Genomic DNA, 25526 nt, shown 5'->3' on the forward strand with positions numbered 1-25526 from the left:
GTCAGTCGGCGACGGCCACGTGCTCGCCGGTCTTCGCGTCGATCGCCATGAGGTGCCCGTCCCGTCCGGCGAAGAACAGGCGGCCGTCGGCGTACGCCGGCCGGGAGTGGTGCGTGCCGTAGCGCAGGTCGATGCTCCACTTCTCCCGGCCGTTGTTCGCGTCGATCGCGCACAGCTTCCCGGGGGACGCCAACGACGACCCGACATCGATCAGCGTGCTCAGGAAGCCCAGGAACCCGCCCGGCGCTTCGGTGTTGTCGCCGACGCCCATCCACGTGCCGGTGCTCACGAACACGAGGCCGTCGGCGACCAGCGGGGTGGCGTTGACCTGGTCGCCGGTGCCGCACGACCAGCGCACCCGCCCGCTGCCGGGCTCCAGCGCAATGACGCTGCCGTCGCGGCTGCCCACGTAGACGAGCCCGTTGGCGCACACCGGAGCCGCCACCAGCGGCGCGCCGATCTGCGCCCGCCAGATCTCGCGGCCCTTCATCCCGAACATGCCCTGGTGCGCCACGACGCCGCGCACGATCCCGTCGGCACCGCCGACGTAGACGACGCCGGCGCGGGCCGTGGGCGCGGAGAGCTCGCCCCCGCCGCCCTCCCAGCGCCACCGGATGTTCCCGCTGGCCGCCTCGATGGCCTCCAGCATCCCGCCGTTGGTGCTGCTCGTCGCGTAGGCGAGCCCGTCGCAGACGCAGACGGCGGCGGTGGACAGCTCGGTGTGCCACAGGCCGCGCCCCTGCCCGATGCTGATCGCGCTGACGCCGGTGCTGAACGGCACGAACGCGCTCGCCCCCGCGATCTCGATCGTGGCCGTCGGATTCGCGTGCTCACCGGCTTCCTCGGCGAGGCGGTGCTGCCACACCTGGGCGCCGGTGGTCGCGTCCAGCGCCACGACCCGGCCGTCGAGGCGCAGGAGAACCCGCCCGGACGCTATCGCGGCCGGCCGCTCGGAGTAGACCTGGCTGGTCCAGCGCACCGCACCGTCGGCAAGGCCGATCGCGGCCGTGCCCGGCCCGTGCGAGACGATGGCGACACCGTCGCCGATCACCGGCGTCACGTCGGCGAGGCCGGCCTTGATATCCAGCGGGACCGTCCAGAGGCGCTTGGGTGCCTGGCGCTGCCGGTCGTCCTGGGCGACGGCGACGGGTCGCGGCTGTGGTTGCGGCGGGGCGGCCACCGGTGCGATCCGGATGAGCGCGCCGATCGCCACGACCGCCTTCGGGTCGCCCTGCACGGTGGGCAGCCGGCCGCCGAGCGCGGCCGCCACCTGCTCGGACACGCACGGCATCCGGCTGGCGCCGCCGGTGAGGTAGACGGCGGTGAGATCGGCGAGGCGGGTGCCGGCGCGGGCGACGGTCTGCTGCAACTCCCGCACCGTGCGCTGCAGCAGCGGTGCGATAGCCTGCTCCAGCTCCCGCCGGGTGAGGTGGACCTCGTCGGGAAGCCCCGGGACGTAGACGTACGCGGTGGGCTTCTCCGACAGGGTGTGCTTCGCGGAGACGACGTCGCCCCGCAGGGCGGAACGATCCCGCTGCGCGCTCGGCCCCGCGGCGGTGGTGATGCTCAGCCATGCGGGCCCGTCGACGGCCTCGGCGTGTGCGCCGACCACCTCCATGAGGGCCTCGTCGACGTCCTCGCCGCCCAGGTTCGCGTCGCCTCCCGGCGGGCCGACGAGCTCGAAACCGGTGGGCGTGCGGCGCAGCACCGCCGTGTCGAACGTTCCGCCGCCCAGGTCGTACACGCCGATCAGGGCGCCCGGCGTCACCTTGCCGTCGGCGTAGTAGGTCGCGGCCGCGACCGGCTCGGCGACGAACTCCGGCTTCGCCAGGCCCGCGATCCGGGCCGCCTCCGCCAGGCGGCCCTGCGCCACCGGCCCCCACGCGGCCGGGTGGGTCAGGACGACCCGTGCCGGGGGCTGGTCCTGGAATCGCCGGCGCGCCTCCGCGACCATCTTGGCCAGGACGACGGCGACCACCTCGGCGGTGCCGACCGTGCGGCCGCCGATGCGGATGTGCGTCGAGGAGGCCAGGGCCCGCTTCGGCAGCCGCTCTGCCCGCTCGGGGAACTGCGCGGCGCGTGCGCTGGCGCGCTGCCCGGCCAGCATCGTTCCGTCGTGTTCGAGGTACACCACCGACGGCACATACCGCGAGTTGTCGACCTCGACGACCTCGATCCGGCCGTCGGGCGTGCGCACCGCGGCCGTGGTGTTGCTCGTGCCGAAGTCGATGGCGAGTTCCCAGTTGGTCATTGCACTCCAGACGTCAGGGCATGCGGGGCGGCCGGGTACGACAGCAGCCGCAAGCACCGCTCGAGCAGCGGCCGCACGAGCGCCAGCCGCTGCTCCGCCTCGGTTCGGGCCTGGGCGAGCTCGGCCGCGGAGATGTTGCGCGCCGCGGCGCTCTCGGCCAGGGTCTGCTCCAGTTCACCTCGGCGCGCGGCCAGCTTCGCGCTCAACGCCCCGTCGAACAGCGTGATGCGCTCCTCCAGCGCCTGGCTGACCGCCACCGGCACCTCGGTGCCGAGCTCACGGAAGACGCTCTGGACGAACCGCTGTGCCTCGACACGAGCCTGTGCGGCGTGTTCCCGGGCCGCACGTTGCTTGTGGATGCTGTGCCCGATGAACCCGCCGAGGCCGAGCAGCAGCAGCGGGTTCACCGAGCTCAGCACGATGTGGCCGAGGGCGAACGCGATGCTCATCCCCGGCCCGTACCGCTCCACCATGTGTATCGGGGTGAGGGGCGCACCGGTGTTGTCGCCGATCACCAGCGGCGGGAGGTCGCGCAGCCGCTCGGGGTAGGCGATGGTGCGCGACAGCGCGTCCACGCCCTGCTCGTCGAAGGCCCACGCCAGCTGGCCGGCCAGCTCGGCGAGGTTCTGCTCGATCGTGCTCTCCAGCTGCATCCAGATGCCGCGCATGCCGGCGTCGAGGTCGTCGGCGAGCGTGGCCAGCTCGTACGGGTCGGCGTGCAGGACCCGGTAGTCGGCGGCGTCGCGCAGATCGGCCGCGAGCCGCTGGTAGGTCAGGCGCAGCTGCCCGTCGAGCTTCTTGAAGTGATCGGCCAGCTGCCGGCGCCAGGCAGCGTCGGCGGCCTGCAGCTCCAGCAGGCCGGCCCGCTGGCGCTCGGTCGATCGCACCAGCTCCTCGTCACCTGCCAGGGCGCGCAGCCGCACTTCGTACTGGTCGACCAGGCGGCGGGCCACGATGTAGGCCGACTGCAGCAGGTTGTCCGAGCGCAGCTCGTCGGCCCGGCCGGCGACCCGCGCCTGCAACGCGTCGGCGAGCTCCGGCACGCCGCTGTCGGCCAGGTGGCGCCCCCCGGCGCCGGCCTTGCGCGCGCTCGCCGCGAACCAGGGCGCGTCCGCGTAGCGAGGTGCGTGCCGCGCCAGCAGCTCGCGGTTGGCGGCGAGCGTGTCGCGCCAGCTCGGGTACTTGTCGGTCTGGGTCAGCACGAAGATCACCGTCGCGATGCGTTCGGTGGCCCGCTGCAGGAAGCGGCACTCGGACGCGGTCAGCTCGCCGCTGCCGTTGACGACGAACATGAGCGCGTCGGCGGCGTGCAGGGTCGCCATGGTGATCGCGGCGTGGCCGGCGACCAGGCCGCCGACGCCCGGCGTGTCGATCAGCATCAGCCCCGACGCGAGCAGGTCGCTCGGCACGCCCACCTCGACACTGCGCACGCCGCCGCGGCGCACCCGGCCGGTGACGGGGTCCAGCGAGGCATATGCGGGCAGGTCGTCGAGGCCGATCGGAATGCCGTCCGGGTGTTCCTCGGTGAAGGCGATCGCGTTCGGCTCGGCCGCGTGGCGCACCACGAGGTGGACGGTGGTGGCGACGTCGGCCTCCACCGGCAGCAGGCCGGCCCGGCCGACGAGGGCGTTGATCAGCGAGCTCTTGCCGCGCTTCTTCTCGCCGACGACGACCACCGTCGCCCCGGTCCGGACCCGGACCAGCTCGTCGCGCAACGAGGCCGCGTCGCCGGCGCTGCCGAGCCGCTCGGCGACCGTGGCGATGCCGTCGGCGAGGTCGACGATCTCGTGCTCACGCGTCATCGCCGGCCCCCTCGGTCCGGTAGACCATGACCTCCGGCGACCGCAGCACCCGGCCGCGGTCGACGTACCCGGCGCGCTCGGTGCTGGCCACCGTCTTCTGCAGGTCCGCGTCGGCGGTCGGCTCCCGGCCGACCGCGTCGTGCAGGCGCTCGTCGTACGGCTGGCCGTCGACGATGACGCATTCGACGCCCACCTCGCCGAGGTGACGGTTGAGCCGCTTCCAGAGCGCGGGATCGCGGTCGCGGAGGCGGTCGCCGATGTCGATCATCGCGGCGACGAGGAGGTCGCGCTCGGGATTCGAGGGCGTCTCCCCGCGCCCCCGGCGCATCCGGCGCAGCCACGCCGGGGCGTTGGCGGTCATCCCTGCTCCCCTTCGAGCTCGAAGTACAGCGACTCGTACGCCTCGCGCACCGTGCGGGCGTGGCGGGCCAGGCTCCGCGACGGGCTGCCCTCCAGCGCCCGCCACCGCTCGATCTGCCGGTCGGCGGCGGCGCGCAGCTGTGCCGGGTCAGTGTCGGGCGGCTGTCCCAGCCGCGCGGCCGGGTCCTCGCCGGTCACCAGGGCGAGCAGTTCCTCGCCCGCTTCGGCGAGGGCGCCCTCACCGGCGGCGGTCAGCACCGTGGCGAGGGCCGCCCGCCGCAGTCGCGGGTCGCGACGCACCTGCGCCAGCTCCTCGCGCAGGCCGGCGAGGACGTCCCGCTCGTCGGCGTCGCGGCCGGTCCACGTCAACGGCTCGAGGTTGGACAGCACGCGGTCGACCCGCAACCAGTCGGCGCTGCCGGCGAAGTGCCGGTCGATTGCCGCCGTGAGCGCGTCGATGCCCGACAGCCGGCGCAGTTCGGCGAGGAGGCGGACGGTTCCGGTGACGCCGCCGTCGAGCGCCGCCAACGCCTGCCGGATGCCGTAGACCCCGAGGAGCCCGAGCAGTCGTTCGCGGGCCGCGGGCGGCAGGTCGGTCACGTCGCCGGCCCGGAAGTCGTCCGGTGAGAACAGCAGCTCGTCACGGTCCGCTTCGCTCAGCGGGACGAGCCGGCGCAGCAGCTGGGTGTCGTCCTCGGTGAACGTCTCGCCCAGCGCCGTCTGGGCCAGCAGCCCGACGATCGGGATCACCTCGGCGACCTGGGTGGTGAGGCGCTGGTGGTACCGCGCGGCGATGCGCCGGGCCACCGGCCACGGGTCGCCTTCGCCGTCGCCCAGCTGGTCGATGCGGCTGAGCACGCCGATGGCGTTGACCGCGCACATGCCCGCGCCGCCGGCGCCGCCACGGAACGCGGCGAGGGCCTCGGCGTCGCGCTCCCCGGGATGCGGCATCACGTACAGCAGGGCATCGGCGTCGGCCAGGGCGAGCATGGAGTACTCGTCCAGCCCCGACAGCGCGTCGAGGCCGGGGGTGTCCACGACGGTGTACTGCTCCCGCAGCCGCCGGTTGGACGTCGCGACGGTGAGGCGCGCGACGTCCTCCGGCGCCGTGCCGAGCTGAGCCGGCACGCCACCGCCCGGCGCCGTCGCGATGGCGTACGGCTCGCCCTGTTTCGGGGTGACCGTCACCCGGTTCTGGTCGCCGTAGACGAACCACGTCACGATCCGCGTGCACTCGGTGGCGTCGGTCATCGCCAGGCCCTGGCCGAGCAGCGAGTTCACGAGCGTGGACTTGCCGGCGTTGAGCCGGCCGCCGACCGCGACGCGCAGCCCGCCTTCGCTGAGCCGCACCTTGGCCGCGGCCAGGGCCTCACGGGCGGGGCCGGGCCGCAGCGCCGCCTCGGCGACCGCGCATACGTCGTGCAGCCGCTCCCGCAGCTGCGTCATCGGGACGTCTCGATCATGTGGACCCGGCCGTCGCCGGTCAGCGCACCATCCTGCTCCAGGTACACGACGGACGGCAGGTAGCGGGAGTTGCTGATCTCGACGACCTCCGGCGCGCCGGTCGCCGTCCGCATCGCCACGGTGGTGTTCGACGTGCCGAAGTCGATCGCCATTTCCCACGCAGCCACTGCCGCCTCCCGGCCGTCCCGCCCTGTCACGGTTGCACGTGATAAGACGCGCGCCGCGGGCGATCTGTGTCTGTGAAAGGCTAAATTTGAAGATTGCTATGCGACATCAGCGCATGATCGGCAGCCGTTGACCCTTCGGGCAGATTCGGACGGCTATTCGGTGCCGTCCAATGCCCGATTGACGTTGATTTTCAGTTCGTGCAATTCGTTGCCCCAGCGCAGGTCCGACTCGTTGCGACTGACGGAGGCGCGGATCCCGTCGGCGAGCTCCTGGCCCTGTATCCGCGCGTCGAGGTACTTGAGCTGCTCGGGGCTGGCCGGGTGGGCCGTTTCCGGATGGTCGACGACGTGCTGGGCGTCGGCGAGCACATTGTTGATCGCCCCAGTGAACGCGTTCATCTGCGGACCGGCCCCGGCGAGGTGGTCGAACCGACCGGGATCGGTGAAGCCACCATGCCAACCGGCACCTGACGCAGGCCAGCTCGACCCGGTCCCGGGATGCCCGTGCACATGCGGATCGGTCACGTGGGCGCTGTGCCCGGGGTGGACGATGTCGTCCACGAGATCACCCAGCCAGTCGAAGATGTTCACGGCGTCCCTCACGAGTGTCAACTTTGGATGGTCGCCCGCGGCCGCACCGGGCACAAGGGTCTCATCGAATTGGACGCGATCAGCTGCGGCCGTGTGCCGGACCTGGTCCCTACGATCCGGCAACGCCGCGTCCTGGGCGGCGTCATCAACGAGTATCACCGAGCTGCCTGATCCACCCGAAGTCCCCAGTTCACAGCCATCGGCCGGGTGCGACTGCGGTTGACGCGGTCATCACCCGGCCGGGCCGAACGTGGTGCTGTCTACCTGGTGTAGACGGGCACGTTTCCGCCGAACGCGACCATGCAGTTCCCCGGCGCTGCCGGCACGGGGTTGGCTTTGGAGCCGTAGTACCCGATCTGCCAGGCACTGACACGCTGTTTGGAAGTGCCGTGGTGGTCGGGAGCGTTCACATTGAGGTCGCCGATGACCGAGAGAGCATTGATGGCTTCTTCGACGTCGCCAGGCTCGAGCAGACCTTCCTTGTAGACGGTCCGTGCCCACACACCGCTGAAGCAGTCGGCCTCCAGTTCCGCGTTGGGGGGAGTGGTGGGGATTCGGAACGCCCCCTGCATCTGGAGCGCGTTGGCGATGTGGTGGCCGAACTCGTGCGCGACGATCGTCGCGGCAGCGAAGTCGCCCGGCCTCTTCGACTGCTTGTCGAAGATGTTGCCGTCCCACATCTTCAGGAACGTGTTCAGTGGCAGGACGATCGTGCCGTTGTACGTCCTCCCGTTCTTGCTGACCACGTCCGCAGGGCAGAAGAACGCGTTCGGGGAGTCGGTGTTGACGACCGTCGAACGTCCGTAAGCGTCGGCGCACTTGCTGATGTACGTGGAGCCCGGCCGGACGATGCGGTAGAAGATCATCGGCTCCTGCAGGCCAACCTGCTTGAACCATGCGGTCCACATGTTGTCCGCACTGTCCATGACCGCGGCGAGGTACTGAGCGGCGGTGTCGAGCTGGCTCATGCCTGGTTCCGGCGAAGTCAGCTCGGCGTAGCTCTCGATCCCATCGCCGTAGCTCTGGATACCCCCCTGAGTCTGGGTCCGAGTCGGTTCAGGCCTGGGGCTCGGCGACTCAGTAGGTTCCGGCGAATATACCGGCTCGGGGGACGTGGTCGGCGGCGGGCTGTAGGTGCTGCCGCTGGTCGGCTCACCGCTAGCTGCGGCATGGGTGCTGCTGGGCGAGCTTTCGCTCGAGCTGCCACCACACGCGGTGAGCAGCAACGAGGCGCCGAGGATGATAGCGGCAACAAAGCTGCGCCAAGGGGATCTGGTGCGCACGTTCGTCTCCATTGTCTCGCTTGTCAATACGGGACTAGCTCGAACGCCGTTCAGTCAGGCGGTTGGGTTGGTCGTCAAGGGTCGACGGTGATGATGTCGATGCCGGTGGTGGCTTTGTAGCCGTGTCGGTCGATGTTGGGGCCGCGGGCATGGCACTTGCTGTTGGAGCGTTTGATCCGGCGCGAACACACCCGACGCGACCACACACTCCCGCGTGATGACGCACCGATCCGACAACGAGGCTCCTCACGGTCCGGAGATCCTTGGTCGGACCCAGACCATCAACGAGCCCCGTTGCCCAACCGCACCAGCACACCCTTGACAAACCCGGCAAGCCGCTATTTGAACGGCGTTGGGGCCCGGTGGGACGAGCAGTGTCGGACTACTTGCCTCGCACCTTTGCGATGATCCATCCCACCACTCCGCAGGCTCCGCCAATCAACGCGGCCTTCCAGACGATGTCCATTGCCAGTCCCTTCAGCTCCTAGCATGTCGGCACTTTCAACCGACTTCGACGTTGCCCGGCCGCGCTGTGTGCCAGCCCGCGAATGTCCGGTAGGCGTCCTGTCGACGACGTTTCCGGTTCGCCGGCGCCGCGGCCGATGGCTTGTCGTCGGTGCTGGCTGCTGACAACGTCGGGCGCAGCGATGGACCGGCGGGCGTCCAACAGGGCAGGACACGTAGAAGGGCGTGCTACATGTGAGGTCGTCGACGAACGATCGCTGGTTCGCGCGTCCGGCCAGTGCCTCATGTATCCGACTGGAGATGTCCTTCTCGATCACAACGCCGCTCCCGGGGTCGTCGGTTGACCTCCTACTGACGGACAGCTCTTGACGGAGGTCGGCCAGTTGGCCCCGGAGACGTGTGCATGGCCGCAGAGGGTCCGTTACGTTGAGCCGACCTTGCGCCCGCCAGCCATTTCGCGCCCGCCACTCCCCCAGCGAACGAGATTGCCGCATCGGAAGTGGCTGCGGGTCGCGGCGCAAACCGCATCGAGCTGGCCACCTATCCGGAGAGGGTCACGCTGACCGGGCTGCTCGCGTCCGAACACTGTTGCTGAAGGGTGTACCCGTTGCCCACACCGATCGGCGTTTATGGGCTCTCAAAGAGCGGTGGTGCGGGGACCCGAACCCCGGAAAGCGTAGACCCTTGCACGCTTCGAAAATCTGCCTGGCATTGTCCGGCGATGTTCGGGCGTGGCGCCCCCGCCCGTGGATCGCGGGCGGGGGCGCTGTCGGCCCGGTGCGGAGGTCGCCCTGCGCCGTTACTCACAATCTCATCCGGGAAGGTGGCTCCAGCGCTGCGTGCTGTTGCCGTCGCAGAACCGCAACCCCACCGGCAGGCCGTCCTGCGATCCCGGTGTCGCGACGCAGTGGCTCGAGGAGCCGGAGATTCCCGATCCCAGCAAGTCGTTGCTGATGCCGTAGCCCCACCTCACGTTGGTGATGTTGGTGCAGAGCCACTGGTCGACAGTTGCTCCGTTGAAGGCCCCCTCCCTGACTTCCATGCAGAGGCCGCTGGCTCTGTTGCGCAGGCGGAAGCTCGTGGAGTTGACCGATTCCTGCGTCCACTGTTGAGCGACGACGCCGGTGCAGGGCATCTGAATGATCAGGTCCAGTGCGGCGTTGCCGGCGGGCTGGAGGCACTTGCCGTTCGCCTTGCTCACGAGCTTGACGATGGGGCTTTCGGCGTGGGCCGCGGGCGTGACCGCCAGACTTGCGATGATCGCTGCTGCCGCAGCGAGCAACAGCGTGGCGAGTCGATGTTGACGCATGTGCAGTTCCTCTCGTAGTAGGTGCGGTCAGCCTGACGTGGGCCGCTGAAACACCACTGAAATGTCCCGGCCGACTCGACCATGCGGCTGGCTGGGAACCCGGCGGCGACGCCATCCCCCAGCCGCGCTGACACGCCTGCGGCAACCGATGCGGGTCCACAATGGATGGTCATTGCGCTTCATGTGCAAAGTGTCACGTGTCGCACAGCGTCAGGTTGGGTAGGGCTTGAAGCGATTGGGACTGCGAAGCCGGCGAAACCCTGGGGTATCTGTATGCGTTTGCCTAGCCGTAGTGTGCTGTCCGCCGTTTCGTCTCTGCTGCTGTGTGGACTGCTCGCCGGCATGGTGGTGGCCGCTGCGACGTTCCCGGCGCTGGCCGTGTCAGGCCTGGCCGCCAAGGCCGGCGCCGACCACTTCGAGAGTCTGCCGGCCACGTTCGACGTGCTGCCGGCGCCGCAGATCTCGTATGTCTACGCCAGCGACGGCAAGACGCTGCTGGCGATGATGTACGACGAGAACCGGCGGGACGTGCCGATCACCGATGTGGCGCCGGTCATGGCGCAGGCCATCGTGGCCGCCGAGGACACGCGGTTCTACCAGCACCACGGGGTGGACGCCAAGGGTGTGGCCCGCGCGTTCGTGAACAACCAGAACGGCGGCGACCAGCAGGGCGCCTCGACGCTGACGATGCAGTACGTGCGGCAGGTCTCCGCCTACACTGCGCGCGTGCCGCAGGAGATCGTGGAGGCCACCGACAAGACGCCGGCCCGCAAAGTGCGCGAGATGAAGCTCGCGGTCGCGCTGGAGAAGAAACTCTCCAAAGAGCAGATCCTGGAACGGTACCTGAACATCTCGTCCTACGGCCACGGCGCGTACGGCATCTTCGCCGCGTCGCACGTCTACTTCGACAAGGACCCGAAGGACCTCACGCTGCCGGAGGCCGCGCTGATCGCCGGCCTGGTGAAGGCCCCGACGACCAACGACCCGGCCACGGCCGAGGGCCTGCCACGCGCGCTGGACCGGCAGAAGTACGTGCTGGGCCAGATGGTGATGATGGGCTACATCACCAGGCAGCAGGCAGACGAGGCGGCGGCCACCGAGCTCACGATCGTCGGCAAACGGACCCCCGAGGGCTGCGAGGCCGTCCGGCGCCCCGACCTCGGCGCCGGCTTCATGTGCGACTACCTGCGCCGGTGGTGGCTCGAGCAGCCGGCGTTCGGCGCCGACGCGTACGAGCGGCAGAACAAACTGCGCTCCGGCGGTTACACGATCGTCAGCTCGATGAGCGTGCAGGCCCAGGCTGCCGCGTTCAAGTACGCCCAGGAGCAGCCGGGCGCCGGCGACTCCGTCAAGATCGGCGACTCCGAGGCGGTCATGATCGCCGCGGTCGAGCCGGGTACCGGGCGGGTGCAGGCCCTCGCGACGAACCGCAGCTTCAGCAACGACCAGACCCACAACGGGCCCAGCACCAACCCAGCGAAGAAGGGACAGAAAGGCAACTATCCCAACACAACGGTCCCGCTCATCACCGGCGGCCCGGAGATCCCCGGCTACCAGGCCGGATCGTCGTTCAAGATCTTCTCCGCGGTCGCCGCACTGGAGGCGGGCCTGCCGCTGTCACACACCGAGAACGTTCAGAAACAGTTCGTGTCCGACTATCCGGTCGACCCCGCCAGCCCGACCGCCTGCAACGGTGCGCACTACTGCCCGAAGAACTCGGGTGACCAGGCCGGCGACTTCAACATGTGGCAGAGCTTCGGCATGTCGCTGAACACGTACTTCGTGCCGCTGCAGCAAAAGGTCGGCGCCGAGAAGGTGGTCGACGTGGCGCAGCGGCTAGGCATCCAGTTCCGGTCCCCGAACGACGCCAAGCTGGCCGCCGACGCCCACCAGTGGGGCGCCTTCACCCTGGGCGTGTCGGACACGAGCCCACTGGACCTCGCCAACGCCTATGCCACCCTGGCCGCTGACGGCAAGTACTGCACCCCGACCCCGATCGTCGAGATCCGGGACTTCAACGGCAACCAGATCGACGCCGGGAGCCCGCAGTGCAAGCAGGCCGTCGACCCGGACGTGGCCCGCGCCGCCGTGGACATGGCCCGCTGCCCGGTCGGCGACCAGTCCGCGTTCAACGCCTGCCCCGCCGGTGGTACGGCCGCCGGCGTCCACGGCCAGGTCGGCCGGCCCGTCGCCGGCAAGACCGGCACCACCGACAGCGAGAAGAGCGCGACGTTCGTCGTGATGGCCAAACAGCTCGCGGTCGCCGGCATCGTCACCGATCCCGACAACCCCCAGACCAACAAGACGATGTCGCACCCGGTCATCAACAACGCGGTCGCATACACGCTCAAGGGCGCCCTCGCCGGCGTGCCCGCGGTGAACTTCACCGCGCCGAGCCATGCCAAGGCGTTCGGCGGCTAACCACGTCTCGCTGAGGAGCAGCGCGGGAGCACAACGGCTCCCCGAACGGCGCCGAACCGAGCCGGCCACCGCGGCGACGGCGACGATCCGGCGACGGTGCCGAACCCGGCCGCGGGTCACGTCGACGACGGCGACGGCGACGGCGTCCGCGACGGGCGGTTGCCGAGCCGCGTCGCGTAGGCCTCCACGTCCCAGGAGGTGACGGTGGCCTCCGCGTCGAAGATCACGGTGTAGGGGCCGCCTTCGTGGGGGTTGTCGTCGTGGCGGGAGGGCGGGAAGAAGGTGCTGTCGAGCAGCCACTTGCCGGTGCATTGCGGCACTTTGCCCCACTGGTGGAAGGCCTTCCCGCGCACGCTGTACGACAGTGTGCCGGTGCCGGAGCACCGCGCTCGGAAGCGGAAGTCCCATTCACCGGGGGGCATCGGCTGCTCCAGCATGCTGCCCTCCAGGTGCAGGGAGTCGGTCATCGTCGAGTGCCACTCGCCGACCAGTTTCTCGTACGACGCGGGTGTCTGATCCGTTGTCGGCACCGGCACGGGCGGCGGCTGCACGGGCTTGCCGCATGCCGTCAGCGCGACGAGCGAGACGAACGCGACCGACGCAAGAGTTCGCATGTTCCTCCGAACGTGCACAGCAGGAGATCCTAGGTGGACGGGTGGAGCGTCAGCTACCGCTGGAGATGTTGGCGATCTCGCGGTCGTTGAGGATGCCTTGGTACAGGTGGACGTCGTCGATCGCGCCGCCGAACATCGATGGGTTGGTGGCGGAGCGGAAGCCGATCATGAGGCTCGTCGACGGGGTGATGCCGGTGGCGCCGTGGCCGGTGGACGCCTGCCGCACACCGTTGACATAGAGCTGCACGTCGCCGGTGGCGAGGTTGAACACGCCCGCGAGGTGGACCCATTCGCCGGGGACGGCGACGACGTCGGAGACCGACTCGATGCTGATCCAGCCGCCGGAGCCGTCGGATTTGCGGACGTTGAGGCTCCACTTGTGGTCGGTGCCGCGGTTGTACAGGTGGAAGTTGTTCTGGCTGACGACCTGCTGGTCGGTGCTCTTGAACGCGTCGAGCTTGACCCAGGCCGTGACGGTGCTGGACTGGTCGGTGCGCAGAACCGGTCGTTCGATGTCGTCGGCGGTGCTCAGGGTGCCCTTGTCGTCGCGGGTGGAGACGTAGCCGGAGACGCCGTCGAGCTGGACACCGCCGTTGCCGTCGTGGGAGTCGTTGGTCAGCCAGGCCGGGGTGGTGGCCGGGTCACCGCTCCAGGACGGGTCGAGGGTCCAGTTCGGCACCAGGGTCGCCTTGCGGCCGAACACCGAGCCGTCCGGGGTGTCGCCGCAGTAGCACTCCCCGTCGGGGAACAGCCACGTGCCGACCTCGAGGGGCCTGGTCAGGCCGTGTCTGGCCGGGACGCCCGTGGCGGGGTTGGCGTTGGTACCGGTGACGTCGTCGGCAACCAGTGACCGGTTCCAGATCCGGGCGTCCGCGATCTGCCCGCTGAACCGCCCGGCGTCGCCGCCGGTAGAGGAGCGGTAGCGGCCGAGGACGACGGGACCGGTGCCGCCGGCTGCCGCGTCGTGCAGCGTCACCCACCCGCTCGACGGGGTGGTGGTGTCGACCAACGCGCCGTCCACCCAGGTTTTGACCTTGTTCTGCGCCTTGTCGTACGAGACGACGACCAGCGTCCATCGACCCGGCACCGCTGTGCCGTCGGCCGTCGACACGCTGGTGAACGTCGGCGAGCTCGCGGCCGGGTCGGCCACGATGTCGAACTCCCACCGCAGCTTGACGCAGTCGAAGGTGAGCTTGAAGGTGCTGGGTCTGCCCGAGGGGCCGTCCATCGACATGACGCCGTACTCGGTGCCGGTCGCGCACAGCGACGGCGTCGCCCGGGACCACACGGCGATGCTGAACGACCCGGCGGTGCTCACGCCGGGCACCGTCTGGCTGGCCTGGCCCGTACCGTTGAACGTCGCCGCGTTGGCGCCGATGTATCGCGCGTCGGGTGTCCAGGTGACGCCGGTCGTGGTCAGGGATGCGCCGGTGACGGTGTCGGTGAGGCCGTGGTTGTCGATGCTGTCCAGCGGCCAGTGCGCGACGGGTGCGGAGGGGGCGGCGACGAGGATGTTGTGGACGGTGGTGGGGCTGGACAGGCCGCCCGCGTCGACGCTGTGGACGGTGAGTTTGTTGATGCCGTACCGGGGTGGGGTGAGCATGATGGTCGGGGTGGCGGCGCCGGCGGTGACGGTGACGGTGGTGGACGGCGTGTCCCAGCCGTAGACGTACTTGACGACGTCGAGGCCGTCGGGGCCGGGCGGTTCGCTGAAGGTGAACCCGCCGCTGATGCCGGGTCCGCCCTTGGGGGTGCAGGCGTTGATGTTGCCGGGGTCGCAGCCGGTGTACACCGGTGCGGTGCCGGACGCTGTCGGGGTGACGACGGGTGCGGGCGGTGCGGTGGTGTTGACGGTGAACGTGCACCACGGTGACCAGGGCGAGTAGTCGGTGCCGTCGTTGGTCCGGGCCCGGAACTGGTACTGCTTGCCCTCGGCGCCGCTGCCGAGGGTGACGGGCAGGCCGGCGTTGTTGTTGGCGGGTTTGGTCGGCCCGTAGGCGCTGTTCACGGTCCCGGACGGCAGTTGCTGCCATTCGAAGGCGGAGGTGAGGGTGTCGCCGGTGTCGGCGTCGACGAGCTGCGCCTGCAGGGTGGGGCTGGTGGTGCCGACGACACCACCGCAGGCGACCTGCCCCAGATGCGGGGACAGGTTCGCGGGCGCACCCGGCACCGTGTTGTAGGTGACGCTCATCGTCGTGCGGTGGTCGACGTAGAACTTCTTCCACCGGCTGCCGGCGGACTCGTTCGCGCCGTTGCTGTCACAGGCGCACAACCCCATCGTGTAGGTCTCCCAGTTGGCGTTGGCGGCGTTCTGCACGTCGACGCGCATGGCCTCGCCGGCGAAGGTCATGAGCATGTCGGGCTGGTTGGCGCCGCAGCCGCCGGCCTTGTTCGCGTGGCCGGTCGCCGAGGCCAGGTGGACCGCGCTCGCGCCGAGCGGCCGCGTGGCCCAGTTCATGCGGCCCGCGTTGCCGACGGTGATGCCGCCGCTGCGGAACAGGTTCGTCACGGTGTCGTTGCACGAGTACGAGTGCCACAGTTCGATGGAGAACGACACCCCGGTGACATGCTTGCCCTTGTACGTCTGGCCGTTGTACGTGGTCGGGAACTCGAAGTAGCCGCGGTACAGCTTGCCGTCACCGTCGTACTCCGGCGGGTTGTAGCCGACCCTTGCCTTGTCGTACGGGCCGTAGTTGGAGTCCTGAGACCGCGAGTACGCCCACCGCGTGGTCACCGGCCCGATCTGCGGGTCGATGAACAGCGGGAACACCGCGGTCGGGCTGCGCAGCAGGGCGGTGTCGGGGCGCAGCAGCATCCCGCGCCCGTCCGCGGCCGCGGCGACAGCGATCGGCGCGGTACGGGCCGTCACACCGGGCCCGTGCTCGGTGGACAGCAGCGCCGGCGTCGGCGCCTGCCGCAGCGCCGACAGGCTCGCGGGGTCGACCTTGATCTCGCCGCCCGCGCCCGGGTTCACCGTGGAGTCCCACATGGACGCCTCGGACGCGACGGCGACGGTGCGGCCCGCCGGGTTCCGGAACCCGACGCGCCCGTCGGCACCGGTCCGGGCCAGGGTGTCGCCGGTGACGTCGTACCGGATGTTCGCCAGGTCCGGGTTCGCCGCCGCGGTCGCCGTCTTCACGACGAGGACGTGGGTGAACCCGGCGGCGGTGGCCGTGGCCCGCAGGTCGACGTCGGGCAGCACGTCGCGGTAGACGGCCGACGACCCGTCGACTACCGGCTTCGGCAGCACGACCGGCAGCGCCAGCGACAGCGTCGACCCGCCGGTGCGGTACGTCACGAACGGTCCCTTGCCACCCGCGGAGAACACCACGTCGGTGACCGACGCACGCGGCACGAGCGAACCGTCCGCGCGCACCAGCAGGTTGGTGTCCACCGGCGTCCAGGTCTTGTCCGCGCGACGCACCCGCGCCGGGACCGCGCTGGACGTGAACGTCGTCGTGCCGTCCGGGTTCGCGAACACCTGCGTGTACTCGCTGCGCCCCGCCGCCACCTCCACCCTGCCGCCGCACGCCTTCGCCGCCACGCCGGCGGACCACTCGTCCGGCCGCTCGGCCACGCACGGCACCGGCGCCGCCGATACCGGAGCAGCCGCACCGCCCGCCACCAGCACGCCGGCGAATACCGACAACGCGACGGAACCCGTTGCCCAGGCGCTGCGCCCGGACCTGGACACGACCACGGTGAATCCCCGTTTCGCTCGTTTGCTCAGCATTGACGCCCGACCGTAATTCCGCCGCTTTCGGTTCGCTCTCAATCGGCTATCAGGCCGAAAAGCGCCGGGAAACTGCGTTTTCGGGCCGCCCCGGGCAATGCCGGAGCGACCCGAAACCATCGACTTCGAACGTCACTGCAGTGGGACGTCCGTTACGCCGCCCGGAAGGCACGCAAAGCACCTTACGGGCGGCGTACTTCCCTAGTGTTTCCCGAGTTCGTCGTCGTTGAGGATGGCGTTCGGAACGTTCTTGCCGGTCCAGCCGAGGGCGGGTGCTTTCTCGCCGGGGGCAACCGTCACGTCGTTACCGACGAAGCGGACCTTCATCCGGACCGCCGTCCCGACCACGATCCTCTCGCCCTTCGGCCCCTTCCTGGTGAGTTCGACCTTCTGCCAGGTCACCTCGACCCGCGGGGCCATGTACAGCTGGTGCCCCTTCGGGACCGCCACGTCGGCGCCGATCGCCAGGCTGTTCGACTCCGTCTGGCTCAACGTGTACGTGTACGACAAGCCACCACCGCCGACCGTGCCGGCCAGTGAGACTTCGGCGGAGCCCGACATCTCCTTGCTCCACTCCGTCGTCCTCGAGATGTCGACCCTTGCCGCCGGCACGTCCTGGCTGCTGTAGCTCTGCGGTGTCGTCAGCGCGATGCCCTCCAGGATCATGACCGGCAGCACGTTCTCGTCCACGACCTCCTCCGTGTACCGCTTCGGGATCTTGTCGGGGTCGCACTTGTAGTTGCCGCAGCTCGCCGCCTTCTTGGGACCTGCCAGCTTCAACGTGTCCTGGTACAGCTTGTTGCGGGCCAGGGCGCACTGCTTGTTACAGGGCTTCCTGATGTCGTAGACGGTGTCCCAGAACTCGCGGAGCTTCGGTCGCTCCTCGGCGTTGGCCTGGGCCCAGTTCTTGAGGCAGGAGCCGGTGCACTCGTTGTCCGGTCGCATGCCGCTGGGGTCGGCCGAGCTCACCGGCGTGTTGTTTGCATACCCGTATCCGTTCATGCTCGCCGGATCCGTCGCCACGAAGGCGGGGTCGACGGAGATGAACCGTCCGGCGGCCGGGTCGTACTCCCGGGCACCGATGTGGGTCAGGCCTGTCGTGTCGCGCTCACCGCCGATGAAACCCTTGCCGTTCGGCCAGGCGGGCGACCCGCCGCGCGGCGCACCGTAGGGGTTCTGCCGGCGGACGGTCACCGCCTGGGTGTTTGCGGTGACGGCGACCTGTTGCGTGTTCTGGTTGTCGCCGATGAACCACGTCACGGCGCCGCCGGTGGTGGACATGGCAAACGTCTGCCCGGCCCAGTCGTAGTAGCGGTTTGCCGTCGTCGTGCCGTTGGACTTGACCCGCCGGATCTCCATGCTGGGCAGGTACAGCGTGGTGTTGACCGGGTCCTCGGCGGCGAGCCGCATGCCGTTGGCGGCATAGGTGTAGGTGTTGAGGCCGGAGCTGCCGTTCACCGTCGCCAGACGACCTTCGGCATCCCAGCCCAGGCTCTGGCTGCTGGTGCCGATCGGGCAGGAGTTGGCTCCGGTGCCGGCCGGGCGGCAGGTCGTGTTGCCGAGGTTGTCGTACTCGTAGTTGAGCTGTGTCGACCCGGTCGTGATGGAGCTGACCGTGTGCGGCTTGGCGCCGCCGGCCGCCGGGTAGTTGTAGGTGGTGGTCGTGTTCCCGGCCGTCGTGTGCACGGTCTCGGTCTTGCGGCTGCCGGCAGCGTCGAACGTCCACGACTGCCAATAGGGTTCCGGGCCGCCGAGCGTGGACGCGGACCGGGTTGCCGGGTTGCAGTCGCCGTTGGACGGGGTCCACGCATCGCTCAGACGAGCCGCGTAGTCGTAGGCGAAGCACTGCTTGTCGGCGCCGGACGCCTTGCCGATGACGCTGCCGTCCTTGTCGTACGTGTAGTGCGTGTCGTCGACGGCCTGGGGCGCGAGCTGCCGGATGGTGACGGCGTCCTTCAGTCGGCGATCGATGTCGTCGTAGGCGAACGAGCGCTGCACGAAGTTGCCGGAGGCCTGCTTGTACTCCACGAACGTCGTCTCGCCGTACTCGGTGTAGTCGGTGTTGTTGACGTACGTGCCCTGGCCGTTGTTGGTCTGCAGCTGCTCCGGCAGGCCGGTCGCGTTGTCGTAGGTGTAGGTGATGGTCTCGGCGCCGAGACCACCGCCCGGCGGGTAGGTGACGGTCGCGGGCGATCCGTCGACCCGGTAGGTACGGCTCACGGTGTGGGTGGTGACCGTCCCGCCCGCCAGCGACGCCGGGACGATGTAGTCCTCGCCGGTGGACTGGTACATCGCCGTGTAGGCCCGGACCTTGACCTTGTACTCCTCGCCGCTGGGGAGCCAGCGGCTGGTGGAGCCGAGCTGACCCTTGAACCCGACCGGGTCCCAGGCCCACGTGGCGAGCTTGTTCGCCGGCGCCACCGAGCCGTTGTACAGGCCGATCTTGCGGCCGAGGGTGTCGTACTCGTACGCCGTGGTCACGTTACGGTCGTCCTTGACCGTGCTGAGCTCGCCGTAGGTGTTGTAGGTGCTGAAGACGTCGCCCTTGTCCGGGTCGTGGACCTTGGTCTGGTGCCCGAGCAGGTCGAACGTATAGGTCCAGGCGTTGCCGGCGTTGTCCGTGACCGAGTCCTGGTTGCCCTTGCGGTCGAAGTGGTACTGGGTCAGGTCATAGGTGCTGCGGATGTTGGAGCCGACATTGGCGGCGTTGTGGTACTTCCGCAGCTCCACGGTCCGGCCGCGACCGTCGATCACGGTCGTCGAGGCGCGCCCGGTCGGCTCGACGACGTTGACCCGGTCGCCGCCGTAGACGTTCGTGGTGCGGTACAACTCCGAGCCGACGGACTTGGCCACCGTCGCGATGACCCGGCCGGCCCGGTCGTAGACGCTGACCGTCTGCGTCTTCGGCTGCCAGTCGGCGATGGTGGACAGCGTCGTGCCGGGCTGCACGAGGTTGTCGTAGTGCTTGGACTCGCTCGCCACGCGGCCCTTGTCGTCGTACTTCGTCTCGGTGAACACGGTGCCGACGTTGCCGGTGGCCTGCGACTGCACCTGCGTCTGCCGGGACCGCATCAGCCCGTCGTACAGCTGGTACGAGGTCGTGTACTGCGGGTTGGTGGCGGTTGCCGCGTTCAACGTGGTGGTGGTGACCGCGTTGACGCCGCCGGAGTTGCGGACGGTGTAGTCGTAGGTGATGTTCGGCGAGGTCGGGTAGGCGGACTTGAGCCGGTTGGCCGACCACACCTGACGGGTCCGGCCCAGGGCGTCGAGCGTGCCCTCGGTGCGCTTGCCGTTGTGGTCCACGACCGCGGTCTTGGTGCCCCAGGACGGCTCGACGGTCGTGGTGGTGGTGCCCAGCGCCGTCGTGGTCTCGACCTTGGTCACCGGCCCGCCGGTGCTGGGCGTGTACACGGTCGTCTCGTGGTTGCCGCGGACATCGGTGATGTCCGTGCCGCGGCCGTAGACGTCGAACACCGCGGTCGAGGTCTGCTTCCACACCGAGCCGCCGGGCGCGACCCAGTCGACGGCGATCTCTGCCGCCGTGGCGTCGCCCTTGGTCGGCATGGCACCGTAGGCAAGCAGGTCGAAGCTGCTCCGGCTGTCGGAGATGACGTCGTCTTTGCTGGTCGGGTTGACCGAGCAACGCAGCGCGTAGGTCTCGACCCGGCCGACCGGGTTCAGCAGGTTGATGCCGGTGTTGCGGTTGTACGTGGTGCGCGCGCACGACTCGTCGCCGGTGACCGCCACGTCGCCCTGGTCATCGACCTCAATCTGCATGCCGTAGGCGTCGACGGTGTCGTCGCGGCGGGTGACCCGCCAGCCGCCGGCGGCCAGCTTCGTGCCGGTCCAGGTCGTCTTGTTCGCCTGGTGCCGCGCGTACACGATGGTTTGGCCCATGTTGCGGGTCGAGGTGGCCGCCGACTGCCACGGCTCGTTGACGGTCCGCGACAGCGGGGCCGTCTCGACGCCGTCGAACGTCATCGTCTGGCGCACCTGGCCCGAGTAGACGTCCTCGTCGTTGACCGCCGGCGAGTCCGCCGTGTCGGTGGTGTCGCCGTCGGCGTTGCCGTCGACGGCCGGGATGGTGACCGTGCGGGTGCCGCCGGAGCCGTTGAGGTCGCCGTGCATGCCGCGGAAGTACGTCGACTCGCTGAGGGTCTCCGAGCCGCTGCCCGGGTCGCCGACGCGGGTGTTGACCTGCGAGTAGCCGCGGAAGTCCGACCAGGTGCGCAGGTTGTCCTTGGTGAGGCCGTCGTCGTCGGTGTGCCGCCACGCCGGGTCGCCGACGTACTCGTAGGAGGTCACGACGTCGGGGCCGTTGCCGGTCCGATCGGCGGTGGTGACCTTGGTGACCAGGTACTTGTGGAAGTACTCGGTCTTGATCGACTTGTCGGGCTGCTCCTCCAGGACCGGGTAGCAGCGCAGGTTGTTCGTCTGCGGCGAGGCGGGCATGCGGCTGCCGCGCACGCAGTCCGGCGCGGTGTAGCGGACGTCGACCTTGCCGCCGGAGTCGGTCCAGATCGTCGACATCCGCATCCAGTTCATCGGGAACTTGCCGTCGGTGACGGTGTCGACGCGGTTGGGCATCTGCACCCAGTCGAAGTTCACCTCCGGCATCGCGATCGCGCCGCCGATGACGGCCGGGCCGGTCGCCTTGCCGTTGTGCACGATGGACTCCAGCCACAGCCCCGCGCGGGTGCCGTCGCCGGGGTCGGGGAAGTTGTGGGTCAGCACCCACTGGTCGACGTCCTTGTAGGCGCTGCCGCTCCACACCTGCGTCGTCACCGAGGCCAGGCGCTTCGTCGTCCAGAACGTCGGCGAGGTCTTGTCGGTGCACGGCGAGGCCGCGCAGCTCTGGTCCCAAGGCGTGTCCGGCCAGTGCGCGGCGTCGTGGGTGGCGCAGGACGACAGGCACCGGTCCTGCGGGTCGAACACGACCCGCATCGGCGCGGCCGTCGAGGTGTTCTCGGTGTCGGTGCCGGACCGGTTGTCGGTGCCGTAGTCGATGTGCTCGAGGTAGCCGCCGCGCACGTAGGACTGCACGTCGGTGGCGCTGTTGTTGCGGCCGTAGAGGTTGGTCTCCGCGCCGTAGAACAGCGACATCGTGTTGCCGTGCAGGTCCACGACGTAGTCCAGGTTCCAGCGCCACGCCTGGCTGCAGAACGACCCGGTGTAGGACGCCGCGTGGCAGGGCTCGCCCGAGTTGTTGCCGGCCACCGGCACGGTCCACGCCGAGCTGGTGGTCTTGTTCGCCGGTGCGGTGCCCGTGTACCCCGGCAGCCGGTTGCGGCCGAAGTAGTACTTGGTGCCGTTGGCGGTGGTCACGACCCAGTACTCGTTGTCGTTGTCGCCGTTGACGGTGTCAGTGCGCCGCTCGATCGTGGTGTTGTCGTCGTTCTTCAGCCGCCACACGCCGGTGGTGTCGTCCTTGACGAGCTCACCCGACGAGCTGTTGAGCGAGAGGGTGGCGTTGTCGGTGCCCCAGCACTGGTCACCGGTGTCGGTGGTGTTGTTGGCGCCGGTGCCGCCCTTGTCGTCCGAGCAGGACTTGTAGCGCCGCTCGATGTACCCGGGCCACCACTCGAAGCCCTCACCCACCCACGACGGCTGGTTGTTGGTCGTCTCGCTGCGCCCGTCGACCGACGCCGACGAGTACGCCAGCGCCACGGACGGCGACGGTCCGCCCAGCGACGGCGGCGTCGTCATCGGGTAGCTCCAGTTGAACCCGCCCGAGTTGCCGCCCGCGGTCCACGTCGAAGACGCCTGCAGCGGGGTGGCCTTGAAGTCGCCCGCGCTGCCCGAGGCGCCGGCCGTCAGGGCCATCAGCGTGCTCGTGCCGCGGACCGTCACGTCGGCGGTGACCTGCTGCTGTGTGGCGTCGTTGCGCGACTCGACCGGGACCGCGCGGCAGGCGGCCTCGCCGGGCGTGGTCAGCGCGCACGCCGGCAGCTCGACCAGGCGCAGGCGCGACGCCCAGTCGCCGCCGTACGCCTTGGCGAACCCGGTGTAGTCCACGGTGACCGCGACAGCTCCATCCGCGGACTGGCCGTCGGCCCGGACCACGTCGAAGACCAGGCCGTCACCGAGCCCCTTGGGGACCACGGCGCGGTCGCGCATGTTGACCCGCACCTTCGAGGCGCGGGCAGCCTTGGTACCGGTGGCCGGACCGACCCACACCGGCAGCGCGCCGGCGCGGGACTTGAAGGCCGTCTTCGACGTCTGCGTCTCGAGGCTGCGCAGCGTCGGCACCGCCGCCTCGCCGGAACCGGCGGGCCACGTCACCTGCACGGCCTGCGGCGCGCCGGCGCCCTGCGAGAGGTCCTTGGGCCGGGTCTGCGGCACCACCCGCTGGCCGTGGATCGGCTCCACGTGCTGACCCGACAGCGTCTGCGGCTTGACCGGGGCCGCCGCAGCGGCGTCCGCGACCTGCAGGCCGGCTATCACGAACAGGGCCGAACTCAGGGCTACCGCCCTGGTTCGGTCACGCAGAACTGGCATCCGAATTCCCCCCGAGAGAAATGGCCGGTCATCGGCCTGGGCTGCGATTCGCAGGGGGGATCGCTCGATTCCGTTTGAACCCCCGTCCACGAATCGATGAGCCGCTATAGCGTATGGCCGTTTGGGGTCCAGCACAATAGCCGTGATCTTCGATATCGCTTGACCCGATTTCGCCGAAAAAATCGGTACAGAGGGCTTTGGACACGAATGTGCGAGGGGAATTGCCGACCGGCGTCACTGCCTCTGAGCCTCGATCCACCGATGAGGTTTCGATGGTCGGCTGGCCAGATCTCGTAATTTTTTGGGTGTTGGTCGGGTGTGGTTGAGGGCCGGCCGGGCTGCCGGTGCGCTCGATGGCTCGGGGGTCTGGCGTTGCGGCCAGGGTCGCGACTGCGGCGCTGGTCAGTGCGGCGATGATGCCGTGGGTGCGGGCTGCGGTCAGGTCGCGGGTTGCGCCGGGCAGGGCCGGTGACAGCCAGACCAGGTGGTCGTGCGGGTCGGCGATGACCTGCACGTTCACGCCGTGCCGCTGGTGCTTGCCCGAGTAGTGGAGTCGGTCCTTGTGCCCGCGGATGCGGTCGATCGCGATCAGGGTGCCGTCGAGGATGACGTAGGAGAGCCGGCGGATGCGGCGCATCGCCTCGGCGAGGGTCGGTGCGGTGGCGGCGAGCAGGTCGACGGCTTCGCGGCTGTACCGCCAGGCGGTGGCGACACCGATGCCGAACCCGGCGGCGAGCTGGGCGTAGGTGTCACCGTTGCGGAGGTGGGCCAGAGCGAGCAGGGCCTGCTGGCCCGGGTTGAGGCGCCGCCACCGCGACCGCAGCGACCGTCGATGGCTGCGGATCAGGCCGGTGAGGTGGTTGAGGCTGCGGCTGTACAACGAGATCGCCGACGGGTAGGACAGCATCGAGAGGCCCCACGGAAGGGCAACGTCCTTGGTCGATTGCTGTCTTACCGGGAGCCTCTCCCCGTCTCGACACCAGTCCATGCCGTAGCGATGGCACCCCACCTGACCAGCATGATCAGGTTGGAAGAGGCTCCATGTCGAGGTCGGTCAACAACAGATTCCCCACCTCGGACAGGCGGGCGCCGCTGTTGTAGTACAGCCGGATCAGCGCCTCATCGCGCAAGTTCACGAACGACTTGCCCTTACACACCTCGAGCAGCTTCTTCGCGTCGTCGTCACGCATCACCGGGATGAGCTTCTTCGGCGTCTTCGGCTGCTTCACCCGGTCCATCGGCGAGCGGTCCATCTCGTCCTCGTCGACGAGGTACTTGAAGAACTGCTGCAGCCCTTTGTGCTTGTTCAAGGCGGTCGCGGCCGAGCGGGTCTCAATCACCCACGCTTGGAAATGTTCGATGTGCTTTCGTCACATCGGTCGGGTCCTCGGCCGCGTCCTCCGCGTCGGGGTCCGGGGAATGCTCGCCGACATACCGGCCGAGCTGCGCCGCGGCGAGCAGGTAGTTGTAGCGGGTGGTCTCCGGATGGTTGGCGGCGCGCAGGGTCCGGTCCCAGTCGCGGAGGTGTCCGGGCCAGTCACCGGCGAGGCCTTCGGTGAGCTTTTCGATCTTGAGCAGGGGCATCTCGTCACCTGTCGAGCCAAGGGGTCCAACAGCGGCGTGCTCGACCTGGACACCTTGCTCAATCACGAAAAAAAGGGCTCCCGCAGGCTTGTGACCTGCGAAAACCCTTGTGCTGTCGGGACGGCGGGATTCGAACCCACGACCCCTTGACCCCCAGGCCATTGGAGTAGGCAAATATGCACGTCAAGCACGGCATGCCCGCGATCAAGTTGTGCAGCCGAGCGCGCGATGTCCGTGAACGCGCACCACGCGTGGTCCCCAACTGGTCCCCGTGGCGGCACACGGCTTAGGAACGGAGAAGCGGCTCGATCGCGGCATGCGGCTGGCCTGCAAGAGCGTCGAAGGCGGTTTCCGCCATTGCAAGGCCATGACACGCATTTGCCAGACTTTGGCGGTGTGGCCCACCCGCAGCCTTCGGTGGCTCCGCGTGTCGCGGGCGCCGTCGTACGCCGATGCTGGTGTCGCCGTGGCTGTCGACTCAATGCCTCCGCCGGCTGCTTCCAGGCAGTCCACTTGGGATCTCCCGGGGATTACTGTCCGACCCAACGGGATACTCGTGTTCATTATCCCTTCGGGGAACGTCGCGCCACGACCCTTTTGGCGTCGTTCGGACTGCGGTCGGAGGTTGGAGACGCTGTCGCTCTTCTTCCTTCGCGTACCGCAGGAGTCTCGGCACGGCCTCCTCATCGCTCGTGGCTCCTGTCAGCGCCCGCGCGGCCTTGATGACGGCGGTATGCAATGCGACGAGTCGATCGGCCTGGTGCGGAAGTTCCAGGCTTTCCTTTTGCGCCTCCGGCGAGCGGTCAAACGACAGGAAGACCTTGCCGGCTTCATCGACCCGCACAAAAACACTCAAGTGCGGCCACAACGGATTCTTTGCCTCGGTCATGCACCGGACCCTAGACCAGACCCCTCGCTGCCGGTAGATGCCGGCGCCGAATCGGCGGATTGAGGCCGAGGTTGGCCTGAAAGGCTGCTGCACGT

General features: G+C 69.2%; 15 protein-coding genes and 1 pseudogene. 2 read left to right on the forward strand and 14 right to left on the reverse strand.

Annotated features, from left to right (window positions below; all coding sequences use genetic code 11):
* Position 1 precedes the first annotated feature (1 nt).
* The 8 genes from ACFY3L_RS22580 to ACFY3L_RS22615 all read right to left on the reverse strand — a co-directional run bounded on the left by ACFY3L_RS22580 (position 2) and on the right by ACFY3L_RS22615 (position 9692).
* On the reverse strand, positions 2–2251 hold the full coding sequence (locus tag ACFY3L_RS22580) for a PQQ-binding-like beta-propeller repeat protein (RefSeq protein WP_389327149.1): 2250 nt from the start codon (positions 2249–2251) through the stop codon (positions 2–4).
* Positions 2248–4053, reverse strand: a complete 1806-nt coding sequence (locus tag ACFY3L_RS22585) for a dynamin family protein (protein WP_389327152.1) — start codon at positions 4051–4053, stop codon at positions 2248–2250. The genes ACFY3L_RS22580 and ACFY3L_RS22585 overlap by 4 nt, the downstream gene beginning before the upstream one ends.
* Positions 4043–4414: a nucleotide exchange factor GrpE gene (grpE, locus tag ACFY3L_RS22590; protein ID WP_389327155.1), complete on the reverse strand. Its 372-nt coding sequence runs from the start codon at positions 4412–4414 to the stop codon at positions 4043–4045. Before grpE ends, ACFY3L_RS22585 begins: the two co-directional genes overlap by 11 nt.
* Complete coding sequence (locus tag ACFY3L_RS22595; protein WP_389327158.1) at positions 4411–5859, reverse strand: dynamin family protein; 1449 nt, start codon at positions 5857–5859, stop codon at positions 4411–4413. Before ACFY3L_RS22595 ends, grpE begins: the two co-directional genes overlap by 4 nt.
* Positions 5856–6044, reverse strand: a complete 189-nt coding sequence (locus tag ACFY3L_RS22600; protein WP_389327162.1) for a hypothetical protein — start codon at positions 6042–6044, stop codon at positions 5856–5858. Before ACFY3L_RS22600 ends, ACFY3L_RS22595 begins: the two co-directional genes overlap by 4 nt.
* A gap of 153 nt (positions 6045–6197) precedes the next feature.
* Positions 6198–6635 (reverse strand): hypothetical protein, encoded by a 438-nt coding sequence (locus ACFY3L_RS22605; protein ID WP_389327164.1) that lies wholly within the window; start codon positions 6633–6635, stop codon positions 6198–6200.
* A 260-nt stretch (positions 6636–6895) separates the two neighbouring features.
* Positions 6896–7603, reverse strand: coding sequence for a neutral zinc metallopeptidase (locus ACFY3L_RS22610; protein WP_389327167.1), 708 nt, complete (start codon positions 7601–7603; stop codon positions 6896–6898).
* A gap of 1591 nt (positions 7604–9194) precedes the next feature.
* Entirely contained in the window at positions 9195–9692 is a 498-nt protein-coding gene (locus ACFY3L_RS22615) for an RICIN domain-containing protein (protein WP_389327170.1), read from the reverse strand.
* Positions 9693–9971: 279 nt separating this feature from the next.
* Here ACFY3L_RS22615 and ACFY3L_RS22620 point away from each other — a divergent pair, with 279 nt between their 5' ends.
* The gene (locus ACFY3L_RS22620) at positions 9972–12113 is read left to right on the forward strand and encodes a transglycosylase domain-containing protein (RefSeq protein WP_389327173.1); all 2142 of its coding nucleotides are present in this window, start codon (positions 9972–9974) and stop codon (positions 12111–12113) included.
* Positions 12114–12229: 116 nt separating this feature from the next.
* On the opposite strand, the gene ACFY3L_RS22625 is transcribed toward ACFY3L_RS22620, so the two are convergent.
* The 6 genes and pseudogenes from ACFY3L_RS22625 to ACFY3L_RS22650 form a co-directional block, all read right to left on the reverse strand.
* Positions 12230–12727 (reverse strand): hypothetical protein, encoded by a 498-nt coding sequence (locus ACFY3L_RS22625; RefSeq protein ID WP_389327175.1) that lies wholly within the window; start codon positions 12725–12727, stop codon positions 12230–12232.
* A gap of 49 nt (positions 12728–12776) precedes the next feature.
* Positions 12777–16304 (reverse strand): LamG-like jellyroll fold domain-containing protein, encoded by a 3528-nt coding sequence (locus tag ACFY3L_RS22630; RefSeq protein WP_389327178.1) that lies wholly within the window; start codon positions 16302–16304, stop codon positions 12777–12779.
* A gap of 357 nt (positions 16305–16661) precedes the next feature.
* On the reverse strand, positions 16662–22904 hold the full coding sequence (locus tag ACFY3L_RS22635) for an RHS repeat domain-containing protein (protein ID WP_389327180.1): 6243 nt from the start codon (positions 22902–22904) through the stop codon (positions 16662–16664).
* A gap of 430 nt (positions 22905–23334) precedes the next feature.
* Positions 23335–23865 (reverse strand): annotated as a pseudogene (locus ACFY3L_RS22640) (transposase family protein); the annotation flags it as partial.
* Between the two features lie 115 nt (positions 23866–23980).
* Positions 23981–24298, reverse strand: coding sequence for a tyrosine-type recombinase/integrase (locus ACFY3L_RS22645; RefSeq protein WP_389327183.1), 318 nt, complete (start codon positions 24296–24298; stop codon positions 23981–23983).
* On the reverse strand, positions 24291–24542 hold the full coding sequence (locus ACFY3L_RS22650; RefSeq protein ID WP_389327186.1) for a hypothetical protein: 252 nt from the start codon (positions 24540–24542) through the stop codon (positions 24291–24293). The genes ACFY3L_RS22645 and ACFY3L_RS22650 overlap by 8 nt, the downstream gene beginning before the upstream one ends.
* 625 nt (positions 24543–25167) lie before the next feature.
* Here ACFY3L_RS22650 and ACFY3L_RS22655 point away from each other — a divergent pair.
* A complete protein-coding gene (locus tag ACFY3L_RS22655; protein WP_389327188.1) occupies positions 25168–25494 on the forward strand; it encodes a hypothetical protein in 327 nt (108 codons plus the stop codon).
* Positions 25495–25526: the final 32 nt, after the last annotated feature.

It is taken from the genome of Dactylosporangium sp. NPDC000521 (assembly GCF_042898305.1).
Lineage (GTDB): Bacteria > Actinomycetota > Actinomycetes > Mycobacteriales > Micromonosporaceae > Dactylosporangium.